Below are 14,405 nucleotides of genomic sequence, written 5' to 3'. Positions count from 1 at the left end.
CCCCCTCTTAATTAACTTTTTTGAAAGAACTATAATGATTGATATCTTCATTTGAAACAAGTGATAATTGGTTTAAAAATTCGATTTGGAAACTTCCTGGTCCCTTTTCAGCTGTTTGTGCCGCAGCTTTTTCGGCGGCAACGCCGTAAAATGTTAAGGCAGCCACTGAAGCTTGAAGTAAATCTTTTTCGACTCCAGCAAATGACCCAATCACAGAGGTTAACAGACACCCCATACCCGTGACCTTTGTCATGATTGGGTGGCCATTCCGGACAAGATAGGTGGTTTCTCCATCGGAAACGACATCCACTTTTCCTGTAATAATGACAACGCAATTCCAAGTTTCTGCTGCTTTAATCGCAAGGCTAACGATATCCCCATTTGTTGACGCCCCTGCATCGACGCCTTTAATTTCCCACTTTTCACCAAGTACATTTGCGATTTCAGCTACGTTTCCGCGAATGGCTGAAACATTTACTTCACTCATGATTCTTTGGGCAGTTTCTGTTCGGTACGTAGTAGCCCCAGCACCAACCGGATCAAAGATGACCGGTACACTGGATTCATTGGCTGCTTTTCCAGCAATAATCATCGAATCTACCGTTTGCGGGTTTAAGGTACCAATATTCAAAACAAGTGCACTGGCAATCTTGGCCATTTCCGCTACTTCCTCGGCAGCATACGCCATCACAGGTGAAGCACCTAAAGCGAGAAGCCCATTTGCGGTAAAATTCGTTACAACGACATTAGTGATATTATGTACAAGCGGGTTTACCTCTCTTACTTTTTCCAACGTTTCATATAAATTGAATTTTTCCATTGTAATCTCTCCATTTCTATTATTAAAAATAAAAAAACCAGATCCTTAAACGGACCTGGTTAGTTAGTCAGAGAAAAATAAAACATTCACTTGGCTACTTTCCTACGCTGGTATTACCCAGATCAGGTCCGGAGGGTTAAAAACGTTAACGTTTTCTCTCAGCCTGATAACAGGGCACCCCTAGTAGATCGATTAGTTTATTAAATTAAGTACATAATACCGCTATGATACTAGAATGTAAAGGAAATAGTTTCATTCAATAATAGTTTACATAATATAATTATTTGTCCACTCTAAGAAAAATAAGTTAACATAATATCTTTACTGTTTACTGAAATATGGGAACGTGACTATAAAAGTGGTCCCTTTTCCTTTTTGAGAATGAATTTCTAACTGTCCCGTTAATTTTTCCAAGCTTCGTTGGACCAAAAATAACCCAATCCCTCGATTTTCACCCTTTGTCGAATACCCCTTCACACATAAGCTATTTCTAATTTCTTCATTAATACCTTGTCCTGTATCATGGACCTCCAGTACAAGGATTTTATCATAATAATCAAACCTTACCGTTACTTTTTTAAGAGGCTGGTCCGCGACAGCATCCAGTGCATTATCAATTAAATTCCCAAGGATCGTGACCACTTCATGTGTCGTTTCCTGCTTGTACGGTTCTGGTACAAACCCTTCCCCATCAATGATCATTTCACAGCCTTTTTCCCTTGCAAAGCTAAGTTTTCCTAAAATAAAACCTGCTAATACAGGATCTTTAAAACGACTGACGACAAATTCTACTTCAGACTGCTGGTGATTCACAATTTTGGTGATGTACGACGAAACCATTTGATAGTCCTTCATATGGACTAAACCTGAGATTACATGCAATTTGTTCATGAATTCATGCGATTGGGTTCTTAGTGCCTCTGCATATAACTTGACTCCGGTTAATTGTTCAGCTAATTCCTTAATTTCAGTTTTTTCCCGAAAGGTGGCAATTGCTCCAACAATCTTTCCCTTCACGATTACTGGGACACGATTGGTTAGTATGGTAATATGATTGATTTCTTGTTCCTGATTTAACTGTGCTTCACCGGTCTCTAGGACGGTAGAGAGTTTTGTATTTGGCATGTAATCGTCCACTCTTTTTCCTAAAAAAGGACCTTCGATACCTGCCATCTGAAGAAGTCTAACCCCCTCATTATTAACAAGAGTGGTTATCCCATCTTGATCAACCGCCAGAGTCCCTTCCTTGGTTGATTCCAGCATCGCACTTCGTTCTTCCAACAGCTTGGCTATTTCAATAGGCTCCATTCCAAACAGAATCGTTTTGATTTTTCTTGCCAAAAACAGGGCTCCTAGAACTCCTACTAAAATACCAACTCCGACTCCAATCAAAATGATTCTTCTACTTTGTTCGATCGACTGATTTACTTTTTCTAACGAGATACCTACGGCAACGGCCCCTATTTGTTTGTTTTTCTCATCAAATACAGGGACGAACGAGCGTAATGATAATCCTAATGTTCCTTTGGCAGTCGAAATATGCTCTTTCCCTTTTAATACCGGACCTTCATCTCCACCAACAAAATGCAGGCCTAATAGATTCCGATTAGGATGTGATTTTCTCATTCCATCCATGTCCATGACGACGATGAATTCAACATGAGTGTACCGTTTGAGATCATTCGCAAATGTTTGGATGTCCTTCTCTGCTTTTTTATTCCTCAGCCCATTTACAACAATAGGCGACCCGGCAACAATCCTCGCAATTTCCGAGGCTTTTTCAGCTTGCCCTTTCTTTGTTTCTTGTGAAATTCGATTAGTAATTAATATCTCGGTAACGAACAATGCCATCACAACTACAATGCAAACTAGCAGGGTAATCGTCGTTTGTAAACGGAGATTTGGTTTCCCAATCCTGATTTTCCAGTCCAACGTTCTCCCTCCCTATTCACAATCATCGTATTTTATACTCACACTCCATATCGGTTGATTGGTCTTCCCACACCTCCGTAATGGATATGTATCTTTACTTTTCCTTCTTTTTCTAAATAATCAAGATATCTTCGTGCTGTTACCCGAGCCATTCCTATTCCTTCTGCTACCTCCTCAGCAGAAACGGGTTCTTTCTGTTGCGAAAGAAATTCGGTAATTTTCGTTAAAGTGTTCGTATTTAACCCCTTTGGCAGGTTGTCTTTTTCATATTCTTCCTTTTGATCAATAAATAAGATTTGATCCAGTTCCTCTTGTATAAGGGCTTTCTTTTCCCCTAATTTCATACGATAAGTTTTATAGTTATCTAGTGATTTTTTTATGCGCTCAAAGGTAAATGGTTTCATGATATAATCAAACGCACCTTGTTGAAGAACCCCATGGATGGTTTCAATATCGCTGGCTGCTGTTATGGCAATTACATCAACAGAATAGGGCTCTGAACGAAGTTCTCGTAGCATCTCCAATCCACCCATATATGGCATATAAATGTCGATAATAGCAAGGTTGGGCCGGAGCTCCTTGATTAATCTCAGGCCCTCAATGCCATTGGCAGCGACTCCGATAATCGAAAATCCAACCACCCTATCAATAAATTGACGGTGTACTTCCCGAACCATCGGGTCATCTTCTATCAATATTACTTTTAACGGAAACATCCCCTGCTCCCCCTTAGAGAACTCTCATTTATATTCTTATCATGGTCTATTTTATCAAAATAATAAATTAATAGATGAATTTTTTTTCGATGTTTTATTGTGTAATTTTTATAACAAAAGGAACAATAAGACCAATATGACCAAAATCTTACTATTATCTGAATTTTCATTTATTCTGTCAATGGATGGACTGAAAGCGTTAACAGGTCTAATTAAACAAAGGGGTGTACGGGAAAATGAAAATTAATTTTAAAAATTTGACCGTCCAAGTATTATTGGGGATAGTACTTGGGATTGTGATCGGGTTTCTTTTTCCGAAATTCGGTACGGAGTTAAAGGTATTGGCGGATATTTTTATTAAGTTAATTAAGATGGTTATTGCTCCAATAGTATTTTTTACGATTGTCATTGGTATTGGAAACATGGGGGATTTAAAAAAGGTTGGACGTATTGGTGGGAAAGCGCTACTCTATTTTGAAATTGTTACCACTTTTGCCTTGGCAATTGGATTACTGCTTGTTAATATCATCAAACCTGGATCTGGGTTTAATACAGATTCTGTCAAAGGCGGAGACATTTCACAATTTACAACGCAGGCAAAAGAAACTAGTCATGGATTTGTGGAATTTGTTTTAGGAATTATTCCTGATAATTTTGTTGGGGCTATGGCGAAAGGGGAACTGCTCCCAATCTTATTTTTTGCTGTCCTGTTCGGAATTGCCCTTGCTTCTCTAGGACAAAAAGGGAAGCCAGTCGTTGCTTTGTTTGAGCAATTTACGGAGATATTTTTTAAGATTGTTAATATGGTAATGAAATTTTCACCCATCGCCGCTTCTGGTGCAATGGCCTATACAATTGGTAATTTTGGGCTGGGCTCTTTAGTCTCACTAGGTAAATTAATGGGAAGCGTTTATGCAACGATGTTTCTTTTCATCGTATTTGTCCTCGGGGCAATCGCAAAGCTTTATGGTTTCAGTATTTTGAAATTCATCGCTTATATTAAAGAAGAAATTCTCTTGGTGTTAGGAACATCCTCTTCAGAATCTGCTCTGCCGAGAATGATGGAAAGACTGGAGAAATACGGTTGTTCCAAGTCGGTGGTTGGTCTAGTTGTTCCAACTGGATATTCGTTTAACTTGGACGGGACAGCGATTTATCTTTCGATGGCTGCGCTCTTTATTGCTCAAGCTTACAATGTAGATATTACACTGTGGCATCAAATCACCTTGTTAGGAATTTTAATGTTGACGTCAAAAGGTGCAGCTGGTGTAACCGGTTCAGGTTTTATTACTCTTGCAGCTACACTATCTGCTTTCCCTGTCATTCCTGTCGAAGGGATTGCCTTATTACTAGGTGTCGATCGGTTCATGTCTGAAGCTCGTGCGATTACTAACCTGATCGGAAATGGCGTGGCAACAGTGGTTGTTTCCAAGATGGAGAATGAGTTCCATCCTTCTAGTGAGATCCAATCGGCAAAAGAAGATAAATCAATAAGTGCATAATTGGGTATAACAAAATGGCTTGGGGGATTTCCTCCAAGCCTTTTCTTTTTTAATAATCTATACCGTGATTTTTGGTGCAGTACCGAATACTCTATGACTTTCTTAAATTTTTGCCAGTTCCATTAACTCTTTCAGTTCATTGGTAAATCCTTTAACTGCTCGATTTTCAACCACTGTTACTGGAACACCCAGAAAGCCGTATTTCTCTACTTCCTTTTGGTATTCAGGATTGACGGATAAATCTCTTGTTTCGAAAGGAATTCCTTCCTCACTTAGGACTTTTTTAACCATCGTGCACTCGATGCAATCTTTGGTTGTATAGACGATTACCTGCTTGTTCAATGTTCTTGTTCCCCTTTTGTTTTATTTTTCGGTAGACTCTTTTGAAAAAAGATATGCTCGGCCAAATTTACCCCCCGAAATGAATGACATCAAATGTAGATTTTTCGTGCCTTTTTATAATCATACTCTATTCTTAGTACAACTGAAAATAATGCGTTCAACTCTACTTTTATAATATTTTTAACTTTCCGACAATAAAACTCGATAATTGTCTGTTTGTGCGCTTTCCCAAGGAATATTTTAAGCATATTTCCTTAATAACAGGTCATCAATCCCTAATTTATTAAGGTTTTCCAGACTCTTAAATAATGCTGGGTTTGGGAAATTTAAACCTACCTTTTTCGACTTTTTATCCTTTTTCCAAAGGAAATATTCCAAATCTCCCAATTTATTTCCTCACAATAAATTGCAGTCCTTTGCTTTTTATAGAGTCATCTACTTTATTAAGTTTTAAGCTAACTCAAATACACTTACCGTACTTTCTTTTTTGATTACTCATACACAAGGAAAAACAATAAAAAAAGAAAGTGTCCATTCCACTTTCCCAAATGAAAAACATTTATATTTTTTTCCTACTGTTTACCGGGATGCTTTTTCTTATTATCTGGGTTCTCTTTTTTTTCATTTTTTGTCAAATCAGTCCTTTTCACTTTTGTTATATCTATTTCCTCATCAAGCTGTAGCACTGCTTTTTTTTCAACCGGTTGGTGTAAAATCCTTTCATCATCTGGTTCAAGGAATGCTCTGTCTTCAACCGGGAGTGCTTTTGTCTCAACCAGCTGTTCGATTCGATTGATTCTTTCGAGTAACAGGGCATGCTCTTTTTCAACTAATCTACCTTTAGAAGAATAGTATGGGTCTTGTTCCCACCAGTCCATTCCAATTTCCCGCGCTTTATCAACAGAAGCAATCAGCAGCCTGATTTTAATAGTTAACAAGTCGACATCTGCTAATGAAATTTTAATATCTCCTGCAATAACGACTCCTTTATCAAGGATTTTTTCTAATACTTCAAGCAAGTTTGATGATTGGGTCGGGTGATTTATGGGCATAGTCTCTCTCCTATCTTACCTGCCGGTTTAGAGAAGTTTCCCCAGAGGGCCCAGTTCAATATTAAGGTCCTCTTTTTCTAAACCAAAAATAATTTTTAACTCTTCCATTTTTTCTTCCAGTCTCATTAACGTTAAACCTAATTCCTCTAATTGCTCATCGGTCAGAGAATCGCTTTCCACTCGCCGCATTGCTTGTCGCTCCATAAGTTGGCGAAGTAATTCGATAATGGTTAAAACTAACTTCGCTAATCCTTGCTCTACCTTACTCGAATCTAGTGGCAAGCGTTCCATTTACAATTGCCTCCCCAACATTTTTACGCTCATTGGAACCAAAAGCACTTTCAATCGAAGAAATGAGAAGTTTAAGATCGATGACAATTAAATCAATATTGGCAACAGAGATTACTATTTCTCCTGTGACCACGACGCCCGTATCAATGATTCCATCCAATAAATCTAATAAGGTCATTTCTTTATTTTCAAAGAGATGATGCTTTTCCATTACAAAATCTCCTTTGTCATTTTTGAAAAATGATAAGGAGGCCAAGGCCCGGTTACTTGAAATATACATCCCAAGGGTTCAAATATTTTTTCAATAACTGTGACTTTATTCATAAATGATTCTGAAACGCTTTGATCAATGAGGAAATCACAATTAACAATCATCTCATCTTTTCGTTCAGTTACTTCCTTGCCCCAATTTTGCCTGATATTTATTTCTGAAACGATAGATGTTAATTGCTGTTTGATTTCATTCCACCATTTGGATTGTTCTACTTCTAACTGTGAATGAATCAAATGTTCCAGCTTCTTTTTCATTAAAAATTGTTTACCTTTTGGCATCGATGCTAATTGGTCCCTTAAATTTAGTACTGCTTCATTATGTTGTAGAACGAAGGATAAAGCTTTTTCATTGTTACAAAACACCTTTAAATTCCACTCTTGTTTATCCTTAAGGGTAAGTAATTTTTGATAAATCACACCGTATTGATCGGCAAGTAAGCTTTCTAAATTGCTCTCATTTTGAAAAATAGTACAAAAAGACATTGGAAGGATTGTAAATTGCTGGTGAATAATAGAAATGATTTCATGGTGATGAAATGCTTTTTCCTTCAGCCAGTCTGCATTTTTTAACTGAAGGTCAATTTGTTCTTGAGAAAAATTTTGGGCATTGACCGGGGTAATAACAGCGGCAAAATCCTTAAAGATTTTCAAAGTCACCGTCTTTTGATCAATACCCTTTATAGCAGGAACATCTAATGACTGAAGCTCCTCTGCAAGAATGACCCCGTACATATATATAAAGTCTGTTGTGGCCTTAGTATGAGTCATACTGCCTCCTCCTTTAAAATACTACTCATTTAATAGTTCATTTTTTTCACGTTCCTTGGCTATTTTATATCTATTAAGTAATTCCTCTTCTCTTTCAACGTAAGTTTCTTCATCAATTTCTTCCATTTCGTACATCATATGCAATTCTATGAGTTGCTGTTGGATATACGGGATATTGTATAGTTCTTGATCCGCTTCTTCCTGAATTTTTTCCCCAATTTTAATTAACGTACGGATTGGCAATGAAAATAATTTAAAAATCATTTGTTCTCTTCAATCCTTAAACGAATATTGACAAAATTATAGGCTGGCCATGGTCCAGAATACTTAAACTCGGCCTTTTCCTTCCATAATTCATAAAGGTCATTAACTTTTTGGTCAAAGGCCTCTTCTTTTTTGCGATCTACTAAGAATGCAGCATTCAATAGGACTTTTCCCGGTATGGTGTTGTTTTGTTTTCCCGCCTCTGCAATCTCTAATAAGGGATCATAAAGCTCATCAGCCACTGCTCCTTCTAGCCGCAAAACAAAGTTTTTGGCATGTTCACCTAATTGAATTTGTTCATAAAAATTGGCTGGATCGGAGATATCCAACTTGTTGGTTTTCCACTGTCTTAATGTTGAATCATTATTTAATTCCTGTTCCATCCATTCCTTTTTGGCGATGACCTTCAAGCCTACCTCAATTTTATTTTCCAAGAGTAAAAATAATTTTTCCAAATCGTCATTGAGATGTTTCGTAATGAGAAGAACATCTTCCTCTAAATTAAATACATTCCCAAAGCTTACTGGGATAATGCTATAATGCTTCATAACTTCCGAGATTGTTTGCTGGTGGGCGAATAAGTTGTTACGGACGGGTAAAACTTCATCAACAACCTTTGAAACTACCATTGCTACATTCTGATGATGTAGTGTATAAACTTCATGCTCCTGACCGTTTAAAATTACTTTTCCAAATTGCTGTGGTTCCTTTTCTCGAATCGCACAAAAAACATACACCCCACTTTGTATACTCATTGAGTCCCTTCCTTTCGCTTCATTTCCTTTATAATTAACTCCTGAATAGCATTACGAGTCATATCCGGGAAAATTTGTTTTACTGGTCTTGTTAACACGTCCAGACAAAGTGTTTGATAGTTTTTATCCTCGTGATTAATGGGTATATTCGTTTTTTGGGCAATGGATGCAATCATCAATGAAGCTCGTAAACTTGGACAAAATCCTTTTCCAGAACTTCTTAATTTAGAAACAAGTTGCACTATTCTCTCCGCTTCCTGATGATTAATTTCTGTTTTATGCTTAAGAATTTCGATTTCTGTTTCTTTGTCACAGCCTTCCAAACTAATCGTAATCAATCGGTCCAGCAGTGCATCTTGTGTATGAAATGTTCCTGCATATTCATCAGGATTACTTGTAAAAATAATAGAAAAGTCAGGATGACATTTTATGAAGGATTCCTTCCCCTTCCCATAAATAGGAAGAATTCGCTCCTCCAATAGTGCTAAAAATATATTATTCGTCTCTGGGCGAGAACGTGAAAACTCATCGTAAATAACCACATGTCCATTTTTTACGGCGTCAATAAGCTGGCCATTGGACCAAATTGGTTTAATTTCTTTTTCAGTCTTATAGACTGAATGAATAAAGTTGTCGATAACCTCTTTTTTAACCATGCCATAGTGATAGCCCAACAGTTCTTTGTTTGATAATTCTTCGTGTCCACGGATAATTGTAACTGGTCTGTTAAACTGTTTGGCAATATATATGGCTAAACTAGTCTTTCCGATACCCGATGGTCCAACGAAATGTACTGGAAATCCAGCTTTCATATATTTGATGGTTTTTGAAATAATCTTCTCAAAAAAAGCAGTATTGACAAAGACCTCTTTCTTTGACTGACTCATCATATCATTCCTTCTATTCACTAAATTTTTTTAATAAAGGAACCAAGGCGTTTACTGCCTTGGTTCCTCTTCACCCGAATTATTTTAAAGTGTTTCCCCTAGTATAATTTCTTCCCCTTGATCGAGATGTGGATGTTTATCAAGAAGGCCTACTTTTTCAGCATAATATAACCATTTGTCAATACCAGCTATAACAATACGAGCATCAATTGAAATTAATTCAATCCCAACTAAACTAATCCGAGCATATATATCAATTACCAAACCTTTATCCAAGATCCGATCAATGATATCGGCTAAACTTGAAGAGTCCACACTCTTTTGAATTGCAGCCATGTTCAATCCCCTCCTTCCATAAGCAGTAACTAAGGGGATACATTAATTAGATTATTCTCTATTGATCCCCAGGTGCTGAATTACACCTTTTATTTACGGCCAGACTCTTCGTAGAAAACGAATTACAATATTATATGAATAAATCGAAATCTTGGAATGGACAGGTGTAGTAAGGGTTTTCTTGACAATTTATATTATTATTAAAAGCCAAAACGAAAAAGCCAATGTCCACTTGGGATGGACATTGGCTTAAAAGTGTCTTTTTGTGGTGCCTGACACCAGGTTTTTATCGTAGCGCTACTCCTGTTAAGAAGGTTAGGAATACGTGTGTTCCGAGTTTGACAGTTGGTTGTACATGGGTGTCTTTAAGAGGATCAAGACAGACGATGTCCATGGCTTTGACTTTTGGGTGCTTAGCTACGGTAAATACCCCATCTAGTAGTTCCGCCGTTGTCATGCCCCCCGGCGTTGAGGCCGGTACTCCTGGAGCATAGGCAATATCAAGAACATCCATATCGACTGTTAAATAAATGGTATCTACCTTGCCAGCCAACTCCTCTAAACATTCCGAAACCGTTTCTTCTATCCCTTTTTTTCTTGTTTCACGAAGAGTGATATAGTTGACGCCTTTTTCATCAGCGTATTTCTTCAAATCTTTAGTGTTAAAAAAGCCATGGAGGCCGATATTGTACATATTGCTGCCTTCAACTACTCCGCTCTCAATTAAGTTCCGCATGGGAGTCCCATTGGACGGGCCATTATCGGTCATATCTCTTAAATCAAAATGAGTATCAAACTGCAGGATGCCGATTTTCTCCCCCGGTTTCGCTTGATGCAGACCTTTGACCATCATTGCTGTAATCGAATGATCACCGCCAATCGCACAGACTTTGGAAGTTTCAAAATGCTGATGGAGAGCAAAAGATGCAGCGATGATATTGTCATGGCAGCGCCCAATATTCGTAACATGCATTGGCACATCACCAACATCTATTGCCGTCAATTCCGACAAATCAATATCCTCGTCAAGATTATAGGTAGTAAACCCCTTCCACGCTCGTCGGAACGCCTCAGGAAATTCTGAGGCACCCGACGCGCTAATGGATGATCGAGACAGCGGAACTCCAACAACGACAAAGTCTGCTTCCTTGCTTTTTTCAGAATCAGACTCAGCCGTTAGTGGCTGGATCCATTCATGCACCTTCGCAATCTCGGCCCCTTCATCTGGTCTTATCCATGAAAAACTAGGAGGAATTAACTTAGGATAGAGAAAACTCTTCAACTAACTGACCTCCCCTGACAACCACCTGACCATTTTTCACAACGGTATCTGTATGATTCACGCCATAAGAGTATTGCAGTTTCATATAATTACCGACGTTAAAAATCGTGACGTCTCCTTTTTTACCTACTTCAAGACTACCAATCTCGCGCCCTCGGTTAATCGCATGGGCAGCATTAATTGTCGTTGCAGTTATGACTTCTGCCGGTGTCATCCCCATTTTTAAACAGCCTAAATTCATAATGAATGGCAGGGAAACAGTAGGAGATGAACCAGGATTACAATCTGTCGACAGTGCCACCGGTACACCCAAATCTACCATTTTGCGACCATTTGCCGACTCCGCCATTAAAAAGTAAGCTGTCCCCGGGAGCAACACACCGACTACTCCTTTTTCAGCCATCGCTTTCATACCTTTTTCCGATGCCTTTAATAAGTGGTCAGCCGAAATGGCCCCAACCTCTGCCGCTAATTCTGCCCCTTCATATGGCTCTATTTCATCCGCATGAATCTTCGGAATCAAGCCATAGCGACGACCAGCCTCAAGAATTTTCCTGGATTGCTCCGGAGTAAACACACCATGTTCACAGAAGACATCATTAAATTCCGCAAGTCCGAGTTCCGCTACCTTTGGAATCATTTCTTCAATCAACAAGCGGACAAACTCATCTGGATTTTGTTTGTACTCCTTTGGTACGGCGTGAGCCCCCATAAAAGTCGAAACAACATCAATCACATGCTTCTGGTTAAGCTGTTTTGCTACCTCAAGTTGCTTCAATTCCGTTTCCCATTCCATTCCATAGCCGCTTTTCGCTTCCACGGTTGTAACACCGTGGCGCAGGAATTGATTTAAGCGTTCATAGCTTTCTTGAAAAAGCTCTTCATGCGTCGCAGACTGTGTCCTTCTAGTCGTTGCATAGATCCCACCGCCACTATTCATAATTTCCATATAAGTGGCACCTTGAAGTCGCATGTTAAACTCATTTTCCCTGCTGCCAGCAAAAACAACATGTGTATGTGGGTCCACAAGTCCTGGAGTTACGAGTTTACCACTCGCATCCACCAGTTCTGCCTCATCAAGTCGACCAGCATATTTTTCAAAAAGCTCAACATCCGTACCAACCGCCTGGATCACTCCTTCTTCAATCCAAACACTGCCATTCTCAATAATACCAAGCTCAGACATCGCGCCCTTTACAAGGGGAGCAGCGGAGCCCCCTTGTAACGTCACGAGTTGAGAGGCGTTTCTGATAAAAATTGGACCACTCATTAATCTATCATCCTCTCTGTCTTAGTCCTGCTTAAGCATAGGCATTTTGATGCCCTTTTCTTTTGCTGTCTTGATCGCAATCTCATAACCCGCATCAGCATGACGGACCACACCCATCCCAGGGTCCGTCGTTAATACACGTTCTAATCGAACTTCCGCATCTTTTGTCCCATCTGCCACAATTACCATTCCTGAGTGTTGAGAATAACCCATACCTACACCACCGCCGTGATGTAATGAAACCCAGCTCGCGCCGCCAACAGCATTAATCATCGCATTTAAAATCGGCCAGTCAGAAACTGCATCGCTTCCGTCTCTCATCGCTTCTGTTTCACGATTTGGTGATGCTACAGAACCAGCATCTAAGTGATCACGACCAATAACAATTGGAGCCGATACTTCTCCTGAAGCAACCATATCATTGATAACTTTACCAAAGCGAGCACGATCACCATATCCAAGCCAGCAAATTCGAGCAGGAAGACCTTGGAAGCTTATTTTTTCTTGGGCCATTTTTACCCATTTGCATAAATGTTCATCATCTTTGAACTCATGAAGCAATGCATCATCAATTTTGCGAATATCCTCAGGATCACCTGAAAGTGCTGCCCAGCGGAAAGGACCTTTTCCTTCGCAGAATAATGGACGGATATACGCTGGTACGAAACCAGGGAAATCAAATGCATTTTCCACTCCCTCATCCTTTGCTACTTGACGAATGTTGTTACCATAATCAAAGGTAACCGCACCTTTTTGTTGCATCGTCAGCATTGCCTTCACATGTAGTGCCATGCTTTGCTTTGAAAGTTCTACATACTTAGTTGGATCTTCTTTTCGTAATGCGGCCGCTTCTTCTAATGTGAAACCAACTGGAACATAACCATTTAATGGGTCGTGTGCAGAAGTTTGATCAGTTAATACATCTGGATTAAAGCCTTTTTCAATCATCAATGGCAAAATTTCTGCCGCATTACCTAATAATCCAATCGATAGTGCCTTTCCAGCCACTTTTGCCTCGTGTGCTAATTTCAAAGCTTCATCTAAATCCTTAGTCTTTACATCAAGATAAGCGGTTTCAATACGGCGGTCAATTCTGGTCTCATCGACATCAATCGCTAAACACACTCCGTCGTTCATTGTTACCGCCAAAGGCTGAGCACCACCCATTCCGCCAAGTCCAGCAGTTAGGGTAATCGTGTGTTTCAATGTACCGCCGTAGGCTTGACGCGCAAGTTCAGCAAACGTTTCATATGTTCCTTGTACAATTCCCTGGCTGCCGATATAGATCCAGCTGCCCGCTGTCATTTGACCGTACATCATTAGACCTTTTTTATCTAACTCGTGGAAATGCTCCCAATTTGCCCAAGCAGGAACTAGATTAGAGTTAGCAAGAAGCACACGCGGGGCATCCTTATGCGATTTCCATACAGCCACCGGCTTTCCAGATTGAATCAATAAGGTTTCGTCATTCTCCAATTCTAGCAATGTTTTCACAATCGCATCATAGGACTCCCAGTTTCTGGCCGCCTTACCAATCCCGCCATAAACAACTAGATCCTCTGGTCTTTCCGCCACTTCTTGATCCAGGTTGTTCATCAACATCCTTAGTGCAGCCTCCTGAATCCACCCTTTCGCATGTAACTCCGTTCCTTTATAATTTTCTATCACTCTTGATTTCGCCGTGTTCGTTTCCATCCATCCCACTCCCTTTTTCATTTTTAATCTATTTTTATTATAAAAATAAAATCTTCAGAAAAATACGAAGGGAATATTAGAAATAAGAAAGTATTTATAGGAGTAACTAGATTATATTTAGATACACTGTCCCCATAACCAATAATATTCCTATAAATCTATATTATTTTTAGATTCATACGTTTAAAAAAAGACCATGTCATGGTGATGACCAGTCCTC

The 14,405-nt window shown here is 39.2% G+C and carries 15 protein-coding genes, 1 pseudogene and 1 riboswitch; of the genes and pseudogenes, 1 reads left to right on the top strand and 15 read right to left on the bottom strand.

Features of this window, described 5'->3' with window-relative positions; translation table 11 throughout:
• Positions 1-7 precede the first annotated feature (7 nt).
• The 3 genes from thiM to BR30_RS0122960 all read right to left on the bottom strand — a co-directional run bounded on the left by thiM (position 8) and on the right by BR30_RS0122960 (position 3,468).
• Positions 8-820 carry a hydroxyethylthiazole kinase gene (gene thiM / locus BR30_RS0122970; protein ID WP_026567046.1) on the bottom strand — a complete coding sequence of 271 codons (813 nt, stop codon included), beginning with the start codon at positions 818-820 and terminating at the stop codon, positions 8-10.
• Positions 821-902: 82 nt separating this feature from the next.
• Positions 903-1,012: riboswitch (TPP riboswitch) on the bottom strand.
• Positions 1,013-1,141: 129 nt separating this feature from the next.
• Positions 1,142-2,740, bottom strand: coding sequence for a DcuS/MalK family sensor histidine kinase (dcuS, locus tag BR30_RS0122965; RefSeq protein ID WP_035446025.1), 1,599 nt, complete (start codon positions 2,738-2,740; stop codon positions 1,142-1,144).
• A 50-nt stretch (positions 2,741-2,790) separates the two neighbouring features.
• On the bottom strand, positions 2,791-3,468 hold the full coding sequence (locus tag BR30_RS0122960) for a response regulator (RefSeq protein WP_026567044.1): 678 nt from the start codon (positions 3,466-3,468) through the stop codon (positions 2,791-2,793).
• A 236-nt stretch (positions 3,469-3,704) separates the two neighbouring features.
• Here BR30_RS0122960 and BR30_RS0122950 point away from each other — a divergent pair, with 236 nt between their 5' ends.
• Complete coding sequence (locus BR30_RS0122950; protein ID WP_026567043.1) at positions 3,705-4,970, top strand: dicarboxylate/amino acid:cation symporter; 1,266 nt, start codon at positions 3,705-3,707, stop codon at positions 4,968-4,970.
• A gap of 102 nt (positions 4,971-5,072) precedes the next feature.
• On the opposite strand, the gene BR30_RS0122945 is transcribed toward BR30_RS0122950, so the two are convergent.
• The 12 genes and pseudogenes from BR30_RS0122945 to hutU form a co-directional block, all read right to left on the bottom strand.
• Positions 5,073-5,312, bottom strand: coding sequence for a glutaredoxin family protein (locus BR30_RS0122945; protein WP_026567042.1), 240 nt, complete (start codon positions 5,310-5,312; stop codon positions 5,073-5,075).
• Between the two features lie 764 nt (positions 5,313-6,076).
• A pseudogene (locus BR30_RS38130) lies at positions 6,077-6,364 on the bottom strand (gas vesicle protein); the annotation flags it as partial.
• A 27-nt stretch (positions 6,365-6,391) separates the two neighbouring features.
• Positions 6,392-6,655: a gas vesicle protein K gene (locus tag BR30_RS0122930; RefSeq protein WP_026567041.1), complete on the bottom strand. Its 264-nt coding sequence runs from the start codon at positions 6,653-6,655 to the stop codon at positions 6,392-6,394.
• Entirely contained in the window at positions 6,627-6,866 is a 240-nt protein-coding gene (locus BR30_RS34330) for a gas vesicle protein (RefSeq protein ID WP_035445814.1), read from the bottom strand. The genes BR30_RS0122930 and BR30_RS34330 overlap by 29 nt, the downstream gene beginning before the upstream one ends.
• Entirely contained in the window at positions 6,866-7,696 is an 831-nt protein-coding gene (locus tag BR30_RS0122920) for a GvpL/GvpF family gas vesicle protein (protein WP_026567040.1), read from the bottom strand. The genes BR30_RS34330 and BR30_RS0122920 overlap by 1 nt, the downstream gene beginning before the upstream one ends.
• 21 nt (positions 7,697-7,717) lie before the next feature.
• Positions 7,718-7,960, bottom strand: coding sequence for a gas vesicle protein GvpG (locus BR30_RS0122915; RefSeq protein WP_026567039.1), 243 nt, complete (start codon positions 7,958-7,960; stop codon positions 7,718-7,720).
• On the bottom strand, positions 7,957-8,715 hold the full coding sequence (locus BR30_RS0122910; RefSeq protein WP_026567038.1) for a GvpL/GvpF family gas vesicle protein: 759 nt from the start codon (positions 8,713-8,715) through the stop codon (positions 7,957-7,959). The genes BR30_RS0122915 and BR30_RS0122910 overlap by 4 nt, the downstream gene beginning before the upstream one ends.
• Positions 8,712-9,623 (bottom strand): gas vesicle protein GvpN, encoded by a 912-nt coding sequence (gene gvpN, locus BR30_RS0122905; RefSeq protein ID WP_231507773.1) that lies wholly within the window; start codon positions 9,621-9,623, stop codon positions 8,712-8,714. Before gvpN ends, BR30_RS0122910 begins: the two co-directional genes overlap by 4 nt.
• Before the next feature lie 63 nt (positions 9,624-9,686).
• Positions 9,687-9,938, bottom strand: coding sequence for a gas vesicle protein GvpJ (gene gvpJ / locus BR30_RS0122900; protein WP_026567036.1), 252 nt, complete (start codon positions 9,936-9,938; stop codon positions 9,687-9,689).
• Between the two features lie 286 nt (positions 9,939-10,224).
• Entirely contained in the window at positions 10,225-11,220 is a 996-nt protein-coding gene (locus tag BR30_RS0122895) for an agmatinase family protein (RefSeq protein WP_026567035.1), read from the bottom strand.
• Entirely contained in the window at positions 11,198-12,490 is a 1,293-nt protein-coding gene (hutI, locus tag BR30_RS0122890) for an imidazolonepropionase (protein WP_026567034.1), read from the bottom strand. The genes BR30_RS0122895 and hutI overlap by 23 nt, the downstream gene beginning before the upstream one ends.
• 21 nt (positions 12,491-12,511) lie before the next feature.
• Positions 12,512-14,185 (bottom strand): urocanate hydratase, encoded by a 1,674-nt coding sequence (gene hutU / locus BR30_RS0122885; RefSeq protein WP_026567033.1) that lies wholly within the window; start codon positions 14,183-14,185, stop codon positions 12,512-12,514.
• Positions 14,186-14,405 lie beyond the last annotated feature (220 nt).

The sequence above is a fragment of the Bacillus sp. UNC41MFS5 genome (assembly GCF_000686805.1).
Note: the sequence above shows the minus strand (reverse complement) of the source record. Positions and strands in the feature narration are given on the sequence as shown.